This window comes from Nocardioides donggukensis (assembly GCF_014842875.1).
In the GTDB taxonomy this organism is placed as follows: Bacteria; Actinomycetota; Actinomycetes; order Propionibacteriales; family Nocardioidaceae; genus Nocardioides; species Nocardioides donggukensis.
Map to the genome: position 1 here is coordinate 282,033 of NZ_JACYXZ010000001.1, position 17,369 is coordinate 299,401.

General features: G+C 73.8%; 22 protein-coding genes. 17 read left to right on the plus strand and 5 right to left on the minus strand.

Translation table 11 applies throughout. The features are described 5' to 3' along the window. Nucleotides 1-5 precede the first annotated feature (5 nt). The 7 genes from IE331_RS01290 (at nucleotide 6) to IE331_RS01320 (ending at nucleotide 5,844) form a co-directional block, all read left to right on the plus strand. Nucleotides 6-272: an acylphosphatase gene (locus IE331_RS01290; protein WP_192139738.1), complete on the plus strand. Its 267-nt coding sequence runs from the start codon at nucleotides 6-8 to the stop codon at nucleotides 270-272. Between the two features lie 112 nt (nucleotides 273-384). Further along, nucleotides 385-1,026: a CDP-alcohol phosphatidyltransferase family protein gene (locus IE331_RS01295; RefSeq protein ID WP_192139740.1), complete on the plus strand. Its 642-nt coding sequence runs from the start codon at nucleotides 385-387 to the stop codon at nucleotides 1,024-1,026. Beyond that, nucleotides 1,023-2,312 (plus strand): ABC transporter substrate-binding protein, encoded by a 1,290-nt coding sequence (locus IE331_RS01300; RefSeq protein ID WP_192139742.1) that lies wholly within the window; start codon nucleotides 1,023-1,025, stop codon nucleotides 2,310-2,312. The genes IE331_RS01295 and IE331_RS01300 overlap by 4 nt, the downstream gene beginning before the upstream one ends. Then, on the plus strand, nucleotides 2,309-3,178 hold the full coding sequence (locus tag IE331_RS01305; protein WP_192139744.1) for an ABC transporter permease: 870 nt from the start codon (nucleotides 2,309-2,311) through the stop codon (nucleotides 3,176-3,178). The genes IE331_RS01300 and IE331_RS01305 overlap by 4 nt, the downstream gene beginning before the upstream one ends. Next, on the plus strand, nucleotides 3,175-3,996 hold the full coding sequence (locus IE331_RS01310) for an ABC transporter permease (RefSeq protein ID WP_201930881.1): 822 nt from the start codon (nucleotides 3,175-3,177) through the stop codon (nucleotides 3,994-3,996). The genes IE331_RS01305 and IE331_RS01310 overlap by 4 nt, the downstream gene beginning before the upstream one ends. Continuing rightward, on the plus strand, nucleotides 3,989-5,128 hold the full coding sequence (locus IE331_RS01315) for an ABC transporter ATP-binding protein (RefSeq protein ID WP_192139746.1): 1,140 nt from the start codon (nucleotides 3,989-3,991) through the stop codon (nucleotides 5,126-5,128). Before IE331_RS01310 ends, IE331_RS01315 begins: the two co-directional genes overlap by 8 nt. After that, a complete protein-coding gene (locus IE331_RS01320) occupies nucleotides 5,125-5,844 on the plus strand; it encodes a TVP38/TMEM64 family protein (RefSeq protein WP_192139748.1) in 720 nt (239 codons plus the stop codon). Before IE331_RS01315 ends, IE331_RS01320 begins: the two co-directional genes overlap by 4 nt. On the opposite strand, the gene IE331_RS01325 is transcribed toward IE331_RS01320, so the two are convergent. The 4 genes from IE331_RS01325 to IE331_RS01340 all read right to left on the minus strand — a co-directional run bounded on the left by IE331_RS01325 (nucleotide 5,798) and on the right by IE331_RS01340 (nucleotide 8,905). Beyond that, a complete protein-coding gene (locus tag IE331_RS01325; RefSeq protein WP_192139750.1) occupies nucleotides 5,798-7,312 on the minus strand; it encodes a dihydrolipoyl dehydrogenase family protein in 1,515 nt (504 codons plus the stop codon). The genes IE331_RS01320 and IE331_RS01325 overlap by 47 nt on opposite strands. After that, nucleotides 7,309-7,578 carry an anti-sigma factor gene (locus tag IE331_RS01330; protein ID WP_192139752.1) on the minus strand — a complete coding sequence of 90 codons (270 nt, stop codon included), beginning with the start codon at nucleotides 7,576-7,578 and terminating at the stop codon, nucleotides 7,309-7,311. Before IE331_RS01330 ends, IE331_RS01325 begins: the two co-directional genes overlap by 4 nt. Further along, nucleotides 7,575-8,204, minus strand: a complete 630-nt coding sequence (locus IE331_RS01335; protein WP_201930883.1) for an RNA polymerase sigma factor — start codon at nucleotides 8,202-8,204, stop codon at nucleotides 7,575-7,577. Before IE331_RS01335 ends, IE331_RS01330 begins: the two co-directional genes overlap by 4 nt. A gap of 68 nt (nucleotides 8,205-8,272) precedes the next feature. Continuing rightward, nucleotides 8,273-8,905 carry a class I SAM-dependent methyltransferase gene (locus IE331_RS01340; protein WP_192139756.1) on the minus strand — a complete coding sequence of 211 codons (633 nt, stop codon included), beginning with the start codon at nucleotides 8,903-8,905 and terminating at the stop codon, nucleotides 8,273-8,275. 67 nt (nucleotides 8,906-8,972) lie between these two features. Between IE331_RS01340 and IE331_RS01345 the strand changes: the two genes are divergently transcribed. After that, nucleotides 8,973-9,548 (plus strand): antibiotic biosynthesis monooxygenase, encoded by a 576-nt coding sequence (locus IE331_RS01345; protein WP_192139758.1) that lies wholly within the window; start codon nucleotides 8,973-8,975, stop codon nucleotides 9,546-9,548. Between the two features lie 37 nt (nucleotides 9,549-9,585). On the opposite strand, the gene IE331_RS01350 is transcribed toward IE331_RS01345, so the two are convergent. Beyond that, nucleotides 9,586-10,593 (minus strand): ABC transporter ATP-binding protein, encoded by a 1,008-nt coding sequence (locus IE331_RS01350; protein ID WP_404821731.1) that lies wholly within the window; start codon nucleotides 10,591-10,593, stop codon nucleotides 9,586-9,588. Nucleotides 10,594-10,596: 3 nt separating this feature from the next. Here IE331_RS01350 and IE331_RS01355 point away from each other — a divergent pair, with 3 nt between their 5' ends. The 9 genes from IE331_RS01355 (at nucleotide 10,597) to purQ (ending at nucleotide 17,369) form a co-directional block, all read left to right on the plus strand. Beyond that, complete coding sequence (locus IE331_RS01355) at nucleotides 10,597-11,304, plus strand: ABC transporter permease (protein WP_192139760.1); 708 nt, start codon at nucleotides 10,597-10,599, stop codon at nucleotides 11,302-11,304. After that, nucleotides 11,301-12,095, plus strand: coding sequence for an ABC transporter permease (locus IE331_RS01360; RefSeq protein ID WP_192139762.1), 795 nt, complete (start codon nucleotides 11,301-11,303; stop codon nucleotides 12,093-12,095). Before IE331_RS01355 ends, IE331_RS01360 begins: the two co-directional genes overlap by 4 nt. Before the next feature lie 97 nt (nucleotides 12,096-12,192). Next, a complete protein-coding gene (locus IE331_RS01365; protein WP_192139764.1) occupies nucleotides 12,193-13,149 on the plus strand; it encodes an ABC transporter substrate-binding protein in 957 nt (318 codons plus the stop codon). 19 nt (nucleotides 13,150-13,168) lie between these two features. Then, nucleotides 13,169-14,053: a phosphoribosylaminoimidazolesuccinocarboxamide synthase gene (locus IE331_RS01370; RefSeq protein ID WP_192139766.1), complete on the plus strand. Its 885-nt coding sequence runs from the start codon at nucleotides 13,169-13,171 to the stop codon at nucleotides 14,051-14,053. Next, a complete protein-coding gene (locus IE331_RS01375) occupies nucleotides 14,040-14,480 on the plus strand; it encodes an SRPBCC family protein (RefSeq protein ID WP_192139768.1) in 441 nt (146 codons plus the stop codon). Before IE331_RS01370 ends, IE331_RS01375 begins: the two co-directional genes overlap by 14 nt. 73 nt (nucleotides 14,481-14,553) lie before the next feature. Then, nucleotides 14,554-16,107, plus strand: a complete 1,554-nt coding sequence (locus IE331_RS01380) for a long-chain-fatty-acid--CoA ligase (RefSeq protein ID WP_192139770.1) — start codon at nucleotides 14,554-14,556, stop codon at nucleotides 16,105-16,107. Nucleotides 16,108-16,109: 2 nt separating this feature from the next. Next, entirely contained in the window at nucleotides 16,110-16,301 is a 192-nt protein-coding gene (locus IE331_RS01385; RefSeq protein WP_192139772.1) for a hypothetical protein, read from the plus strand. Nucleotides 16,302-16,420: 119 nt separating this feature from the next. Beyond that, a complete protein-coding gene (purS, locus tag IE331_RS01390) occupies nucleotides 16,421-16,690 on the plus strand; it encodes a phosphoribosylformylglycinamidine synthase subunit PurS (RefSeq protein WP_192139774.1) in 270 nt (89 codons plus the stop codon). A 25-nt stretch (nucleotides 16,691-16,715) separates the two neighbouring features. Then, nucleotides 16,716-17,369 (plus strand): phosphoribosylformylglycinamidine synthase subunit PurQ, encoded by a 654-nt coding sequence (gene purQ / locus IE331_RS01395; RefSeq protein WP_318646748.1) that lies wholly within the window; start codon nucleotides 16,716-16,718, stop codon nucleotides 17,367-17,369.

A 17,369-nucleotide genomic window follows, 5' to 3' on the forward strand; every position in this document is an offset into this window, starting at 1 on the left:
GTCGGGTGGCGGTCGAGGTCGGTGTCGAGGGTCGGGTGCAGGGCGTGGCGTTCCGGGCCTACACCCAGGAGGAGGCCGAGCGGCTGGGGGTGTCCGGCTGGGTGCGCAACGAGCCGGACGGGAGCGTGCTGGTCCACGCGGAGGGTCCGGAGGAGAAGGTCGAGGCGCTCGCCGCGTGGTGCCGGCACGGGCCGTCGTACGCACGGGTGGACCGGGTCAGCGTCCGCGAGGTCCCCGACCGCGGTGAGACCGGCTTCCGGATCCGCGGCTGAGCCGGAAGGATCTGCCCGGTCCGGGGGGTTCCACGCCCGGTGGCCCGACCGGGCCCAGCCGGCCCGGCGACCGCCGGCCGCCGGCCAGCGACGGTAGAGGAGGAGCGGCGCCATGCTCGATGCCCCCGCGCGTCGGGTGCTCGCGCCGCCGCTGGACGCCGCGGCCGGGCTCCTCGAGCGGGCGCACGTCCGGCCCCTCGGCGTGACCCTGGTCGGCTGGCTGGTCGGTGTCGCCGCCTGCGTCGCCGCCGGCACCGGCCACTGGTGGTGGGCACTGGCCCTGTGGCTGGGGAACCGGCTGCTCGACGGGCTGGACGGCCCGCTCGCGCGCCGGACTGGCGCCACCGAGCTCGGCGGCTTCCTCGACCTGGTCGCGGACTTCAGCATCTACGCCGGGTTCGTGGTCGCCGTCGGCGTCGCGGTGCCCGAGGCCCGGATCGCCTGCCTGGCGCTGCTGCTGGCCTACTACCTCTCGGGCACCGCCTTCCTGCTGCTCTCCCCGATGCTGGAGCGCCGCGGCGCCGCCGGCGACGGCCGGTCGGTCCTCTTCGTCGGCGGCCTGGCCGAGGGCACCGAGACCGTCCTGGCCTATGTCGCCTTCTGCCTCCTCCCCGAGCACGCGGCGACGATCGCCTGGCTCTTCGCCGGCCTCGTCGGGCTGACGGCGGCCCAGCGGGTCGGGCTCGGCATCCGGGTGCTGGGTCGGCCACGAACCACTCCCGCGCACGACCACGACCAGGAGCGATCCCCATGACCCGTCCCCCTTCCCGGGCCCCGCGCGGTGCAGCCCACGGGACGTCCCGCGCGCCCCGACGGGTGGGGCTCGCCGCGACCCTGTCGGCGGCCGCGCTGCTCGCCGCCGCCTGCGGCGGTGGCAGCGAGGCGGTCGAGACCGCCGCCCCCGACGACTGGGACGCGGTGCTCGCCGAGGCCGACGGGCAGACCGTCGACTGGTACATGTACGGCGGTGACGAGCGGCTGAACCGCTTCGTGAACGGGGAGGTCGCCGACCGGCTCGGCGACCTCGGGGTCACCCTGAGGCAGGTCCGGATCTCCGACACCGCCGACGCCGTCAACAAGGTGCTCGGCGAGCAGCAGGCCGGCCGCCGCTCCGGCGGCAGTGTGGACGCGATCTGGCTCAACGGCGAGAACTTCGCCACCGGGGTGCAGGCCGAGGCCTGGCGGTGCGGGTGGGCCGAGGACCTGCCGAACGCCGAGTTCGTCGACCTCGACTCGCCCGCGGTCGCGACCGACTTCGGGGTCCCCACCGAGGGCTGCGAGGCGGCCTGGCAGCAGGCCAACTCGGCGCTGGTCTACGACTCCGCGGCGCTCGACGAGGACGACGTCGCCTCGCTCGACGCGCTGCTGGCCTGGGCGGAGCGGAACCCGGGCCGGTTCACCTACCCGGCACCGCCCGACTTCACCGGGTCGATGGCCGTGCGGACCGTGCTCTACGACACCCTCGGCGGCCCCGAGGAGCTGGCCGGCGACTTCGACCCGGCGGCGTACGACGAGGCGAGCGCCCGCCTGTGGGACCGGCTCCGGGAGATCGCACCGACCCTGTGGCGGCGCGGCGAGACCTACCCGCAGTCGCAGGAGCAGGTGGAGAAGCTCTTCGCGGACGGCGAGATCAGCGCCTTCCTCACCTACGGTCCCGGCGCCGTCGGCTCCCTGGTCGAGGACGGCGTGTTCCCGGAGTCGACCCGGGAGGCGGTGCTCTCGGTCGGCAACATCAGCAACGTCAGCTTCGTCGCCGTCCCCGCCAACGCCGGCGACCAGGCCGGTGCGCTGGTGCTGGCGAACGTGCTGCAGGACCCGGAAGTCCAGCTCGGGCTGTACGAGGCGGCCGGCATCTACCCGGCCATCGACGTGCGCCGCACCGACCCGGAGGTGCAGGAGCGGTTCGCCGCAGTGGCCACGTCGCCGTCGGTGCTCAGCCCGGAGGAGCTCACCCGTGACGCCCGACCCGAGCTCGCCAGCGAGTACCTCGAGCGGATCGAGGACGACTGGGTGGACCGGGTGCTCCAGGGTCGCCGATGAGGCGGTGGCCGGAGCCGCTGCGGGTGGCGCTGCTGCTGGCGCCGGCCCTGACGGTGGTCGGCGTCTTCTTCGTCGGCGGCGTCGCCCAGGCGGTGCTGCAGAGCCTCGGTCACCAGCCGCTGCTCGGCGAGAGCACCTGGTCGCTGGACGCCTACCGTGCCGTGCTCACCGATCCCGCGTTCGTGGCGTCGCTGCTGCTGACGATGCGGGTGGCACTGATCTCGACCGGGGTGGCGACCGTGCTCGGGGTCGGGCTGGCGCTGCTGGTGCGCCGGGTCGGGGGCCGGGCCCGGATGACCGCGCTCTTCCACGGCACGCTCGCGATCCCGCACCTGGTCGGTGCGCTGAGCATCGGCCTGCTGCTGGCTCCGTCCGGGCTGCTCTCGCGGGTGGGCCAGGCCCTCGGGCTGGTCGACGACGCACAGTCCTTCCCGGTGCTCACCCAGGACGCGTTCGGCTGGGGGATCATCGCGGAGTACGTGTGGAAGGAGACGCCGTTCATCGCGGTCGTCGCCCTGGCCGCGCTGAGCCGCGGCGTGGGGGAGCTCGAGGGGGTCGCCCGCACCCTCGGCGCCGGCGCCGGGCAGCGCCTGCGCAGCGTCACCATCCCGCTCCTGGCGCCACCCGTGGCCGCCGCCTCGGTCCTGGTGTTCGCGTTCACGATGGCCTCCTACGAGGTGCCGCGGCTCCTGGGGCGGCCGTTCCCGGCGATGCTGCCGGTCGAGGCCTTCCAGCGGTTCCGCGACACCGATCTCGGCGTCCGCCCCGAGGCCATGGCCATCGCCACCGTGCTGGCCGTGCTGAGCATCGTCGTCGTGCTGGCCTACCTGCGGCTGGTCGCCGGGCTGACCAGGAGGCAGGTGTGAGCGGCCCGCGGCCGACGGCCGGGACCCGGCTGCGGCACCGGGCCGCCCTGGCCGTGGTCGTGCTGCTGGTGCTGCTCCCACTGCTGCCGGTGCTGCTGTGGGCGGTCGCCGACACCTGGCGCTACCCCGACCTGCTGCCCGGTGGCCTCACCGGCCGGGGCCTGCGGCTGGTGACCGGGTCCTCGGTGCTGGGCGCCCTCGGCACCTCGACCCTGATCGCCACCGCGGTCGCCTGCCTGGCCTGCGCGGTCGGGTTCCCGGCCGGGCGGGCCCTCGGCATGCACTCCTTCCGGGGCCGGCGGGTGGTGCAGTTCCTGCTGCTGGCGCCGGTCCTGGTGCCCGCGCTGGCGGTGACCCTGGGACTGCAGGTCTTCTTCATCCGGCTCGGCCTCGCCGACACGGTGACCGGGGTGGTCCTGGTGCAGCTGATGCCCACGGTGCCCTACGCCGCCACCCTGCTCGGGGCGTCGTACGCCAACCTCGACGCCGACCACGAGCGCCAGGCGCGGGTCCTCGGCGCCGGCCCGTGGCGGACCGTGGCCGCGGTGACGGTGCCGCTGCTGCGCCCGGCCCTGGTGACGACCTGGCTGCTGACGTTCCTCATCTCGTGGAGCGAGTACATCCTGACCCTGTTGATCGGAGGGGGCCGCGTGACCACGCTGCCGCTGCTGCTGTTCTCGGCCATCGAGTCCTCGGACCGGACGGCGGCCGCCGCGCTGGGGTTGCTGGTCGTGCTGCCGCCGGTGCTGCTCGTGCTGGTGGTCGCCCGGCTGCTGGGCAGTCGCGACGACGCCTTCCTGGGGGTGGCCCGTGCGTGAACGCCTGCCCGGTCCGGAGTCCCCGGGCCCGGCCTCGGCCCGGCTCGAGGTGCGCCGGCTCGTCGTCCGCTACGCCGGGGTGCCGGCCGTCGACGGCATCGACCTGGCCCTGGAGCCCGGGTCGTTCACCGCGCTCCTCGGGCCGTCCGGCTGCGGGAAGAGCACGACGCTGGCCGTGCTGGCCGGCCTGCAGCGGGCCGACGAGGGCGAGGTGCTGCTCGACGGCACCGCCCTGGGTGACACCGCCCCAGAGCGCCGACCGCTGTCGCTGGTCTTCCAGAAGCCGCTGCTGTTCCCGCACCTGACGGTCGCGCAGAACGTCGGCTTCGGGCTGCGGATGCGGCGGGTCCCGCGCCGCGAGGCGGCGGCCGAGGTGGCCGCGATGCTGGAGCGGGTCCGTCTCGACGGCCTGGCGGACCGCAGGATCGGGGAGCTCTCCGGCGGGCAGGAGCAACGGGTATCGCTGGCCCGGGCCCTGGTCCGCCGGCCGCGGGTGCTGCTCCTCGACGAGCCGTTCTCCCAGCTCGACGCCGACCTGCGGGCGGAGATGCGGACGCTGGTGCGCGAGCTGCACGACGAGGCCGGAGTCACCACGCTGTTCGTGACCCACGACCGGGAGGAGGCCGTCGAGGTCTCCGACCGGATCGCGCTGATGCTGGACGGCCGGATCGCCGGCTCCGGCACGCCGCAGGAGATCTACACCCGGCCCCCGACGCTGCGGACCGCGCGCTTCTTCGGGTTCGAGAACGAGATCCGGGGGCAGGTCGCCGGCGGCGTCTTCCGCTCTGCGGACGGGACCGTGAGCGCGCGCTGCGACCTGGCACCGGGGGCGGCCACACTCGTCGTCCGGCCCGAGGCGGTGCGGCTGGGCCCGGCAGGGGAGGACACCGGCACGGCCCGGGCCGGGGCGGGCGGGATCGGCCCGTCGGTCCGGGTGAAGGACCAGCGGTTCGCCGGGACCCACGTCGTCGTCGACGTGGCGCTGCCGGACGGACAGCGGCTCCGCGCGCACGTGCCGGTGGGATCGGAGCCGGCCGTGGGGGAGCGGGTCGGGGTGTGGCTGCCGCCGGAGCGCTGCACCGTGCTGGCCGAGGTCGACCCGACCCGGACGTCGGGGACGGGGGCGCCGTGAAGCGCGGTCTGGCCCTCAGGGTGACCGTGCTGCTGGCGCTGGTCGTGACGGCCGTGCTGGTGCAGGTGCTGGTCGGTCTGCCGAGCCAGGACGAGGTCCGCTCGACGCTCGACGGCCTGGGCGCCTGGGCGGTGCCGGCCTTCGTGGCGGTCTACGTCCTGGTCTGTCTGTTGCCGGCCGGCCCCACCGCGGTGGTGACGATCGTCGGCGGCGCGCTGCTGGGCTTCGCCGTCGGTCTTCCCGCGGTGCTGACCGGCGCCGTGCTCGGTGCGACGGTGGCGTTCTCCGTCAGCAGGCTGCTGGGGCGGGACGCGGTACGACGGATCAGCGGCGCCCGGGTGCAGGCGCTGGACGAGAAGGTCCGCGAGCACGGGTTCGCGACCGTGCTGGTGGCCCGGCTGGTGCCGCTGGTCCCGTTCAGCACCGCCAACTTCGCCTTCGGCCTGACCTCGGTGACCGGCCGTGCCTACGTCACGGCGACGGCGGTGGGGATCGTGCCGGGTACGGTCGTCTACGTCTCGGTGGGTGCCTTCGGCTCCGAGCCGGGGTCGTGGCCGTTCCTGCTGGCCGTGGCCGGGCTGGTGCTGCTCAGCGTGGTCGGTGCGGTGCGCGCGAGGAGATCCCGATCCGACGACGGGTCCACGGCGGCGCCGGTCGGTGACGCCGGCGTCAGCGCGACACCCAGGCCCGACGGAGACGTCGCAGGGCACCGGTGACCCGGCGGGTCGTGGGGGCGGACAGGTCGGCGCGGCCCTGCGCGAGGCCGGCCTTCCAGACCCCGTCCGACCAGGTCGGGTAGGCATGCATCGTGCCCGCCACGGTGCGGGCCCGTAGTCCGGCCTGGGCGGCGAGGACGGCCTCGGCCAGGCTCTCGCCGGCCCGGGGCCCCACGACGGTGGCGCCGACCACGCGCCCGCGCCGGTCGAGGACCAGGCTGGAGTAGCCGGCGGTGCGGCCCTCGGCCCGCGCCCGGTCCACCTCGTCGTGCTCGACCCGTCTCACGGTCACGCCCGCGCCGTCCGGGGCCACTCCGAACGCCGCCACCTCCGGCGAGGTGTAGGTGACCCGCGGGACCAGGTCCGGCTTGACCTTGCGGCGCAGACCGAGCACGGCGTTGCTCGCGGCGAGGCTTCCGTGCGAGCCGGCGACGTGCGTGAACGGCGGGTGGCCGGTCAGGTCGCCGGCAGCACGGATCCGGGGGTTGCTGGTGCGCAGGGCGTCGTCGACGACGACGTACCCCCGCTCGTCCAGCTCCACACCGGCGGCGTCCAGGCCGAGATCCGCGGTGCCCGGCCGGCGCCCGACCGCGACCAGGATCCGGTCGCAGGTCACCGTGCTCCCGTCGTCCAGGTGTGCGACGTACTCCTGGTCGTCCGGTGTGCCGGTCGGATCCCCTCCGGTCCCGGTCCCGACCGAGGTGAGGGCGACGCCGGTGCGCAGGTCGATGCCGTCGGCCCGCAGGGCGGCGTCGACGATCCGCGAGGCGTCCTGCTCCTCGCGGGCCAGAACCCGGTCCGCCGCCTCGACGATCGTGACCTGCGAGCCCAGGCGGGCGAGGGCCTGGCCGAGCTCGCAGCCGATCGGTCCGCCGCCGAGCACCAGCAGCCGTGCCGGGAGCTCGGTCAGGTCCCAGACCGTGTCGGAGGTGAGCGGCTCGGACTCGCGCAGGCCGGGGAGGCCGGGGACGATCGGCGCCGAGCCGGTGGCCAGGACCGCCTGACGGAACGACACCGCGGTGCCGTCGACCTCGGCGGTGCGCGGCCCGGTGAACCGCACCGTGCCCTGCGCGACCGCGGCCCCCGAGCGCCGCACCGCGTCCGGTGAGTCGACCGGTGCGATGGCGGCGATCGCACCGCGGACGTGGGCCATGACCGCGGCGAAGTCGACCTCCACCGAGCCCACGTGGACGCCGAGGGAGCCGCCGGCGCGGGCCTCGGCGGCGGCATGGCCGGCCGCCAGCAGCGACTTGCTGGGGACGCAACCGGTCCACAGGCAGTCACCACCGGTGCGGGACCGCTCGACGAGGAGCACGGAGGCCCCCAGGTCGCCGGCCGTGTGCGCGGCGACCAGTCCGGCCGTCCCTCCGCCGACGACCAGAAGGTCCCAGGTGCCGGCCACCGGGTCGGAGGGCCAGCTCGCGTCGTCGGTCACCCGCGGGGACCGGGTCGTCTCGGGCGCGCTCATGCGCCCTCACCGGTCCGCAGCCGGGCCGCGACGTCCTCGAGACGTGCCACCGCTGCCGGGTCGGGACGGTGCCGGGCGCCGAGCCGGTGCAGCGCGGCCCGCACCCGCATCCGGTCCTCGGCCGAGGAGGCGCACCGGGCGCAGACGCTGAGGTGGTGCTCGAGCCGCCGCGCCTGCCCGTCGGTGAGCCGGGCCGAGTCGTCGCGGTCCAGGTACCGGTCGAGCCTGCGCGCCGAGAGCCAGCAGTCGAGCATCGGGACGCTCATCGGCGCTTCCCCTTCGGGTCGGTTGTCGGGTCGGGGCCGGGGCGGCGGTGGGCCAGCTGCTCACGGAGTCGGCTCCGGGCCCGACTGAGCCGGGACATGACGGTGCCGACCGGCACACCGAGCACCTCGGCCGCCTCGGCGTACGTCAGGTGGTCGAGGTCGACCAGCAGCACGACCCGGCGGAAACGGGGGTCCAGCGCTGCCAGGGCCGCCTCGACGTCGGCGTCGAAGTGCCGGTCGGCGTACACCTCCTCCGCGGACGGGGCGCGGTCCGCGCCGAAGGCCGGCGTCCGGCGCTCCAGCCACTCGTCCTCCGCCGGGACCGGCCGGGTCCGCCGCAGGGAGTTGAGATGGGTGTTCCGGACGATCGTGAACAACCAGGCGCGGGGGTGGCGGCCGTCGAAGCGGTCGATCGCCCGGTAGGCCCGCACGAGGGAGTCCTGCACGACGTCCTCCGCGTCGTTCCACGAGCCGGTCAGGCGGTGCGCCACCCGCAGCATCGCCTCGATCTCCGGCTCCACGTAGGTCCCGAACAGCTCGGCCCGGCCGGTGCTCGCGTCCGGGTCTCCGGCAGCCGGGTCCGGCCCGGGTCCGACAGCGTGCCGGGTGCTCTGGTCGACGCTCACGTCAGGTGAACCCGGTGTCGGGCGTCCGCCCTTCCCCGGCCGTCGCCCCCCACTCGAGGACGGCACGCTCATGCCCCCGGCCGGCGGCCGACGCTGAGCACCACGTGCCCGGCACGGTGGGTCTCCGTCGTGGCGCCTGGGAGGTCCCGCTCGAGGAGCCGCCAGGGCTCGCGGTGCGGGTCCGCGCCGCCGGACCAGCAGGCCAGCCTGGCCAGCGGCCGGAGCGGCAGGCCGACCCCTGACGGCAGCGAGAGGTCCACCACCGCGGCCCGGCCGCCGGGGGCGAGCAGCCCGAGCGCCTGCTCCCAGGTCGACTCCCACGCCGGCATCAGCGACAGGGCATAGGTGGCGATGACCGCGTCGAAGGGCCCGGGCCCCGCCAGGTCGCGCAACCGGGCGGCGTCACCCTCGACGAGGCGGACGTTGTCCCAACCGGCGCGCGACGCCCGGCGCCGGGCGACCGCCAGCATGTCGGCGCTCGCGTCCAGCCCGGTCACCTGGCCGCCAGGCCCCACCGCCGCGCGCAGCAGGGGCAGGTTCAGCCCGGTCCCGCAGCCGATGTCCAGCACCCGGTCACCGGGGCGGAGTGCCAGCAGCTCGATCGCCCGGGTCCGACCGACGCGGTAGACCGGGCGCTCGCCCGACAGCACGTCGTACAGGCGGGCGCCCCCGGAGTACCGCCGGGGTCGGAGCTGGGGCATGCCCCCAGCATGCCCCAGTGCCGGCGACGATTTGCGGGGGCTCGGCTCCCGGCCCGACGATGACCGGATGTCCATGCCCGTCACGGTCTCGATCACCCGCCACGTCGCGCCCGAGCACTCCGACGAGATGCTCGCCTGGATCCGGGCAGGAGGCGCGCTCGCGGTGCGCTTCGAGGGGTTTCTCGGCACTGGGTGGGTGCGGTCCGGCCCGGACTCCGAGGTGTGGCACATGCTCTACCGCTTCGCCGACGAGGAGTCGTTGGCCCGCTGGGAGGAGTCCTCGCAGCGCCGCTGGTGGCTGGGTGCCGCCCAGGGGCTGGTCGGCGAGTCGCGGCTGGAGCGGCGGACCGGCATCGAGGGGTGGTTCGACGAGCCGACCCAGACCGACGTGCAGGACCTGCGGCCGCCACCCCCGGCGCCGCCGCGGTGGAAGCAGGCGTGCGTGATCTTCCTCGTGTTCTTCCCGCTCAGCCTGATCGTCAACTGGCTGGCCGGGGCGTTCCTGACCGGGTTGTTCCTGCCCGCGCGGGTGCTCGTGTCGGTGCTGCTGATGACCCCGGTGATGACCTACCTGGCGCTGCCCTGGATCACCCGACGGATGGAGTGGTGGCTGCACGGTCGCCCGGCGCCCTGGCGCCGGTGACCACGTCGGGACCGGACCACCCAGCCGGCCGGTCCGCTCATCGCAGGGACGCCCGCAGGGCGTGGTGCACCCCGGCCGGGGTGAGCACGCCGACGAACCGGTGCCCGTCCTTGACCCCGATCATCGCCTTGTCCTGACGCATCATCTCGGCCAGCGCCTGCTCCAGCGTGGAGTCGACGTCGACCGCCGCCCCGAGCTCCCCGGCGGTGACACCGTCCATCGGCTCCAGCAGTGCCGGGTCGATCGGGGTGACCGCCAGCCGGCGCAGGCCGCGGGTGGAGCCGACGAAGTCGGCCACGAAGTCGTCGGCCGGTCGGGCCAGCAGCTCGGCCGGGGTGGCGTACTGCGCCAGCCGTCCGCCGTCGGCGAAGACCGCCACCCGGTCGCCCATCTTCACCGCCTCGTCGATGTCGTGGGTGACCAGCACGACGGTCTTGTCGAGGTCCTGCTGGAGCCGGAGGAACTCCTCCTGCAGCCGGACCCGGACCACCGGGTCCACCGCGCCGAACGGCTCGTCCATGAGCAGGACCGGCGGGTCCGCGGCGAGGGCCCGGGCAACGCCGACCCGCTGCCGCTGCCCGCCGGAGAGCTGGTGCGGGTACCGGTCGGCGTACGTCGCGGGGTCGAGGCCGACCAGGGACATCAGCGACTCGGCCCGCTCACGGGCGACCGCCTTCGACTCGCCGTACAGCAGCGGCACGGTCATCACGTTGGTGACGATCCTCTGGTGCGGGAACAGGCCGACCTGCTGGATCACGTAGCCGATCCCCCGGCGCAGCGTCACGGGGTCGCTGGTGGTCACGTCCCGCCCGTCGATCTCGATCGTCCCGGACGAGGGCTCGATGAGCCGGTTGATCATCTTCAGCGTGGTGGACTTGCCGCAGCCCGACGGGCCGACCAGGCAGACCAGCTCGCCGCGGCCCACCTCGAGGTCCAGCTCGTGCACCGCGACGGTGCCGTCGGGGTAGGTCTTCCCGACCCGGGTCAGCCGGATCATGGTCGCCGTGGGCTCCGCGGACGGCTCGTCCCGGCCGGTAGTGTCCATGCGGTGACCCTACTGGTGCGGGCCTCGGCCGCGGAGGAGCCGAGCTGCTACAGCCGTGCGGTCAACGAGTGGGTGTGCGCCGACTACGTGCGGGACCGGCAGTCGGAGATCCTCGACGCGACCGTCCAGCACGTCGCGATCACGCTGGCCAGCGTCGCGCTCGGGATCCTCATCGCGTTCCCGATGGCCCTGGCGGCGCGTCGCTTCCCGCGGCTCGAGGCGAGCGTCCTGGGCGTCAGCACCGGGATCTACACGGTGCCCTCGTTGGCGCTGTTCCCGCTGCTGGTGCCGTTCACCGGCCTGACCCCCACGACGGTGGTGATCGGCCTGGCGCTCTACGCCCTGACGATCCTGGTCCGGGCGATGCTGGAGGGGCTGCGCGCGGTGCCCGACGACATCGTCGAGTCGGCGCGCGGGCTGGGCTACGGCGCCACCCGGCTGCTCTTCCGGGTCGAGCTGCCGCTGGCGATCCCGGTGATCATGGCCGGCCTGCGGGTGGCCACCGTCTCCACGGTGGCGCTCACGACGGTCGGCTCGCTGGTCGCCTACGGCGGCCTCGGGAACCTGATCCGGGACGGTGTCAGCACGAACTTCCGCGCCGAGCTCTTCACGGCCGCGGTCCTGTGCGTGGCGCTGGCCGTGCTGCTCGACGTCCTGATCGTGCTGGCGCAGCGGGTGCTGACTCCGTGGACCCGGGGGGTGCGGGCATGACCGTCTTCACCGACATGTGGGCCTACCTGACCGACGCCGGCAACTGGACCGGCTCCGGGGGGATGCTCCAGCTGCTGCTGCAGCAGCTGTTGCTCACGTTCACCGCGCTCGCCCTGGCCTGCGGCCTGGGCCTGCCGGTGGCCCTGTGGCTGGGACACCTCGGTCGCGGGGGGTTCCTCGCGATCAACATCTCCAACGTCGGCCGGGCGGTCCCGACCTTCGCGCTGCTCGCGCTCTTCGTGACCGCGGACTTCCCGGGCACCGACACCCTCGGGCCCTACGGCCGGGCCGGGCTGGCCACGCTGCTCGCGCTCACGTTGTTCGCCCTGCCACCGATCATCACCAACGCCTACGTCGCGGTCCGCGAGGTCCCCGACGACGTGGTCCAGGCCGCCGACGGGATGGGCATGTCCGGACGGCAGCGCTTCGCGCGGGTCGAGCTCCCGCTCGCGCTGCCGCTCGTGCTGTCCGGGGTCCGGCTGGCCCTGGTGCAGGTCTGGGCCACCGCCACCATCGCCGCCCTGGTCGCCGGCCCGGGCCTGGGGCGGGTGATCACCGACGGCTTCTTCCGCACCAACTACGGCAAGGGCCTGGCCGGGGCGGTGGTCGTCGCCGTGGTCGCCCTGGCCCTCGAGCTGCTGGCCGCCGCGGTGCAGCGACTGGCCCGACCGGTGCCGGCGGGCCAGTCGCCGGGCCGGTCACCGGGCGGGTCCGGGGGCGGGTCCACCGGCGGGGATCACGGTTCCGTCTCGGCATCCGAGCGGATCGACCCGGCTGCGGCAGAACACTAGGCTGGTGCCAACAGCGCGACCGGCGGCTGCATGACGAGCCCACCGGTGGCGTCCGGACACGCGCGACGCACCGTCGCGGGACACAGAAGGATCCCCCATGCAGCCCTCGAAGCCCGCACCGTTCCGCCGTACCCTGGCCACCGCCGCGGTGGCCCTCGGCTCCCTGCTCCTGGCCGGCTGCGCCGGCGACGACCTCGACTCCGGCGGCGACTCCGGGGACTCGGCCGACAAGGGGTCGGTCACGATCTCCGGCCAGAGCTTCCCCGAGGCGACGCTGGTCGCCGAGATGTACGACCAGCTCCTCACCGACGCCGGCTACACCACCGACGTGAAGCTGGTCGACGCCCGGGACGCCTACATGGCGACGTTCCCCGACAGCATCGACGTGGTGCCGGAGTACGTCGGCGGCATCGTCAACTTCCTCAACGCCCGTGAGAACGGCGCCGACGCCGAGCCGCTCACGGCCGGGGACGGCTCGGAGCTGGCCGACGAGGGTGCCGACCTGCTCGAGTCGGCCGGGATCAGCCTGCTCGACCTGTCCGAGGCCACCGACACCAACGCCTTCTTCGTGACCGAGGAGTACGCCGAGGAGAACGACGTCTCCACGCTCTCCGACCTGGAGGGCAAGTCCCTGAAGCTGGCCGCCGCCCCCGACTGCGAGGGCCGGCTGGACTGCGAGGGCGGGCTGTCCGACGAGTACGGCATCGACATCACCAAGGTGCTGCCGCTCGGCTACGCCAGCAACCAGACCTACCAGGCCGTGCTCGACGGTGAGGCCGAGCTCGGTGAGACCAGCACGACCGACGGCACCCTGGAGTCCCAGGGCCTGGTGGTGCTCGAGGACGACCAGCAGATCCAGCCGGCCCAGAACCTCGTGCCGGCGGTGAGCACCGCCTTCCTCGACGACAACCCCGACGTCGCCGACGTGCTGAACCCGCTCATGGACGCGCTGACCACCGAGAACCTCACCGAGCTCAACGGCCGGGTCGCCGTCGACCGGGAGAAGCCGGAGGACGTGGCCCGCTCGTTCCTGGAGGACGAAGGGCTGCTCTGAGGGCGACTAGGCTCGCGGCATGGTGAGCATCCCGGCGGCCCCCGAGATCGAGGGCGCCACACATCTGCACTCGGGCAAGGTGCGCGACCTCTACCGGCTCGACGGTGGCGACCTGCTGATGGTGGCGAGCGACCGGATCTCGGCGTTCGACCACGTCCTGGCCAGCACCATCCCCGACAAGGGCGAGGTGCTGACCCGGATGTCGCTGTGGTGGTTCGACCGGCTGGACGTGCCGCACCACGTCATCTCCACCGACGTCCCGGAGCAGGTGCGCGGCCGGGCGGTGGTCTGCGAGAGCCTGGACATGTTCCCGGTCGAGTGCGTCGCCCGCGGCTACCTCACCGGCTCCGGCCTGGTCGACTACCGGGCCACCGGCGAGGTCTGCGGCGTCGGGCTGCCGGCCGGGCTGGAGGACGGCAGCCGGCTGCCGGAGCCGGTGTTCACCCCGGCCACCAAGGCCGCCGTCGGGGAGCACGACGAGAACGTCTCCTTCGAGGCGATCGTGGCCACGGTGGGCCCGCAGGTCGCTGCCCGCCTGCGCGACCTGACCCTGACGCTCTACGAGCGGGCGGAGAAGGTCGCCCGGGAGCGCGGCATCCTGCTCGCCGACACCAAGTTCGAGTTCGGCGTCCGGACCCACGGCCCGGAGGCCGGCACCATCGTCCTCGCCGACGAGGTGCTGACCCCCGACTCCAGCCGCTACTGGCCGGCCGACGAGTGGCAGCCCGGCCGCACCCAGCCGTCGTACGACAAGCAGATCGTCCGCAACTGGCTGCTCTCGCCCGAGTCCGGGTGGGACAGGGGCTCCGGCGAGCCGCCGCCACCGCTGCCCGAGCACGTCGTGGAGCTGACCAGATCCCGGTACGTCGAGGCCTACGAGCGCCTGACCGGTGAGACCTGGTGACGGGGGTGCGCTGCCGGTGACGATGGTCGTCGACTTCCCCCAGCCGGTGCCGGCCGTGTTCGGCTACCTCTCCGACCCCCGCACCCGACCCGAGTGGCAGTCCAGCCTGCGCGCGATCGCGGACCTGCAGGGCTCGGGCGAGGTGGGGACCACCTGGCGCGACGTGACGGCCGTCGGCGCCCGCCCGCACATGCGGGTCACCCACCACGAGCAGGACGAGTCCTGGGCCGAGACCGGGACCTGGCGCGGCGTCGAGGCCACCCTCCGGCTCGGGTTCACCCCGCACGACGGCGGGACCCGGTTGCACGTCGCCTTCGAGATCAGCTCCCCCCACCGAGCGCTGGCACCGTTGGTGGCGGTGCTGAACCGGCTGGCTCCCGGCGCCGTGCGGGCGGATCTGCGGCGCGCGGTGAGACTGATCCCCTGAGCGCCTGTCCCGGTTGCGGGGCACCGAGTAGGTTCGAGGACGTCCGCGCCTGACCAGCCCCAGGGAGACCACTGTGCTCAACCTGTCCGTGTTCCTCGAAGACTCCGCCCGCTCCTACCCAGACCGCGACGCCATCGTCTTCGGCGACACCCGGTTGACGTACGCCCAGGTCGACGGGGCCGCGAACCAGGTGGCGAACGCGCTGGTGGAGCGGGGGATCCAGCCCGGCGACAAGGTGGCGCTCAGCTGCCCGAACCTGCCGTACTTCTCGATCGTCTACTACGGGATCCTCAAGGCAGGCGGCACGGTGGTGCCGCTCAACGTGCTGCTCAAGGGTCGCGAGGTCGCCTACCACCTGGCCGACTCCGAGGCCAAGGCCTACCTGTGCTTCGAGGGCACCGCCGAGCTGCCGATCGGCCAGGCCGGCCACGAGGGCTTCGGGCAGACCGACGGCTGTGAGCACTTCCTCATGATCACCGCCGACCCGTCCGCCGAGTCCCCGATCGAGGGCACCGAGACGCTGGGCGCGGCGATGGCGGCCCAGCCCCCGACGTTCGAGACCGTCGCCACCGACGAGGACGACACCGCGGTGATCCTCTACACCTCGGGCACCACCGGGCAGCCCAAGGGCGCCGAGCTGCGGCACCGCAACATGCACTCCAACGCGCTGACCGGCGCCGACCTCTTCGGCGCCGACGCCGACAACCCGGACACCTACCTCTGCGTCCTGCCGCTGTTCCACTCGTTCGGACAGACCGTGATCCAGAACAGCGGCTTCGCCTACGGCGGCACCGTCGTGATGCTGCCGCGGTTCGAGGCCGAGCCGGCGCTCAAGCTGATGATGTCGGAGAAGGTGACCTTCTTCGCCGGGGTGCCGACGATGTACTGGGGCCTGCTGGGCGCGCTCGACGACACCGTCGACGTGAAGCTGCTCGCCAAGACCCTGCGGGTGGCGGTCGCCGGTGGCGCCGCCCTGCCGGTCGAGGTGCACAAGTCCTTCCAGGAGCGGTTCGGGGTGACGATCCTCGAGGGCTACGGGCTCTCCGAGACCTCGCCGGTGGCCAGCTTCTCCAAGTGGGGCGAGGACGTGCGGGTCGGCTCCATCGGCGTGCCGATCCCGGGCGTGGAGATGAAGCTGATCCAGGACGACTGGTCCGAGGTCGAGGACGGCCCCGACGCCGTCGGCGAGATCGCGATCAAGGGCCCGAACATCATGAAGGGCTACTACAACCGCCCGGACGCGACCGACGAGTCGATCCGGGACGGCTGGTTCCGCTCCGGCGACCTCGGCCGCCGGGACGAGGACGGCTGGTACTACATCGTCGACCGCTCGAAGGACATGATCATCCGTGGTGGCTTCAACGTCTACCCGCGCGAGATCGAGGAGGTCCTGATGAGCCACGAGGACGTCTCGCTCGCCGCCGTGATCGGCGTACCCCACGAGAGCCACGGCGAGGAGATCAAGGCCGTCGTGATCCGCAACGAGGGTGCCAGCGTCACCGAGGACGAGCTGGTCGCGTGGGGCAAGGAGCAGATGGCCGGCTACAAGTACCCCCGCGTCGTCGAGTTCGTCGACGACCTGCCGATGACCGCCACCGGCAAGATCCTCAAGCGCGAGCTCTCCTGACGGTGCAGAAGGCCCTGGCCCTCGGCCTCGGCGGGCTGATGGTGCTCGTCGGGGCCGTGTGGACCCTGCAGGGGCTGGGCTACCTCGAGGGCAGCCCGATGACCGGCGCCTCCTTCTGGGCGGTGGTCGGGCCGATCGTCGCCGGCTTCGGGGTGGCCCTGGTCCTGGTGGGGACGCGCGGCCCTCGCGGGTAGCGGCCCTGACGGGGGCGTCGGCCCCGGGATCGGTCCGGATCCGGGACGGGGTGGCGGTCCCGTCCCGCCGCCTCCCTAGACTGGGCGGGCCCCCCACCCCAGCAGCACAGGAGTACGCCGTGGCCCGTGTCGTCGTCGACGTCATGCTCAAGCCGGAGATCCTCGACCCGCAGGGCAAGGCGGTGCACGGTGCCCTGCCCCGGCTGGGCTTCGAGGGCATCGCCGACGTCCGGCAGGGCAAGCGGTTCGAGCTCCAGGTCGAGGGCGAGGTGACCGAGGCCCGGCTGGCCGAGGTGCACCGGATGGCCGAGACCCTGCTCTCGAACCCGGTGATCGAGGACTTCGAGGTGCACGTCGAGGGCGTCGCCTCCGGGAAGCACCGTGCCTGAGGCGGGCGGTCTCAGGGTCGGGGTGGTGACCTTCCCCGGCTCGCTCGACGACGTCGACGCCCAGCGCGCCGCCCGGCTCGGCGGCCACGAGGCGGTGCCGCTCTGGCACGGCGACCACGACCTGCGCGGCGTCGACGCCGTGGTGCTGCCCGGCGGCTTCTCCTACGGGGACTACCTGCGCTGCGGCGCGATCTCGCGCTTCTCGCCGGTGATGGCCGAGGTGATCGACGCCGCCGGTCGGGGGCTGCCGGTGCTCGGCATCTGCAACGGCTTCCAGGTGCTCTGCGAGTCCCACCTGCTGCCCGGGGCCCTGATCCGCAACGACCACCGCAGGTTCGTCTGCCGCGACCAGCGGCTCCGGATCGAGAACACCGGCACCCCGTGGACCCGCTCCTACACCCAGGGTGAGGAGATCACCGTCGTGCTCAAGAACGGCGAGGGCTCCTACGTCGCCGACGAGGCCACCCTGGACCGTCTCGAGGGCGAGGGCCGGGTGGTGGCCCGCTACCTCGACGGCAACCCGAACGGCTCGCTGCGTGACATCGCCGGCATCAGCAACGCGGCCGGCAACGTCGTCGGGCTGATGCCGCACCCCGAGCACGCCGTCGAGGACCTCTGCGGTCCGGGCACCGACGGGCTCGGCTTCTTCACCTCGCTCGCCGCCACCGTCCTGGCCTGA

What these genes read in the sequence shown, in the direction of transcription:
- IE331_RS01295 (WP_192139740.1), top strand. Translation starts at nt 385, where the DNA reads ATGCTCGATGCCCCCGCGCGTCGGGTGCTCGCGCCGCCGCTGGACGCC.
- IE331_RS01300 (WP_192139742.1), top strand. Translation starts at nt 1,023, where the DNA reads ATGACCCGTCCCCCTTCCCGGGCCCCGCGCGGTGCAGCCCACGGGACG.
- IE331_RS01305 (WP_192139744.1), top strand. Translation starts at nt 2,309, where the DNA reads ATGAGGCGGTGGCCGGAGCCGCTGCGGGTGGCGCTGCTGCTGGCGCCG.
- IE331_RS01325 (WP_192139750.1), bottom strand. Translation starts at nt 7,312, where the DNA reads ATGAGCGCGCCCGAGACGACCCGGTCCCCGCGGGTGACCGACGACGCG.
- IE331_RS01330 (WP_192139752.1), bottom strand. Translation starts at nt 7,578, where the DNA reads ATGAGCGTCCCGATGCTCGACTGCTGGCTCTCGGCGCGCAGGCTCGAC.
- IE331_RS01340 (WP_192139756.1), bottom strand. Translation starts at nt 8,905, where the DNA reads ATGCCCCAGCTCCGACCCCGGCGGTACTCCGGGGGCGCCCGCCTGTAC.
- IE331_RS01345 (WP_192139758.1), top strand. Translation starts at nt 8,973, where the DNA reads ATGTCCATGCCCGTCACGGTCTCGATCACCCGCCACGTCGCGCCCGAG.
- IE331_RS01350 (WP_404821731.1), bottom strand. Translation starts at nt 10,593, where the DNA reads ATGGACACTACCGGCCGGGACGAGCCGTCCGCGGAGCCCACGGCGACC.
- IE331_RS01360 (WP_192139762.1), top strand. Translation starts at nt 11,301, where the DNA reads ATGACCGTCTTCACCGACATGTGGGCCTACCTGACCGACGCCGGCAAC.
- IE331_RS01365 (WP_192139764.1), top strand. Translation starts at nt 12,193, where the DNA reads ATGCAGCCCTCGAAGCCCGCACCGTTCCGCCGTACCCTGGCCACCGCC.
- IE331_RS01370 (WP_192139766.1), top strand. Translation starts at nt 13,169, where the DNA reads ATGGTGAGCATCCCGGCGGCCCCCGAGATCGAGGGCGCCACACATCTG.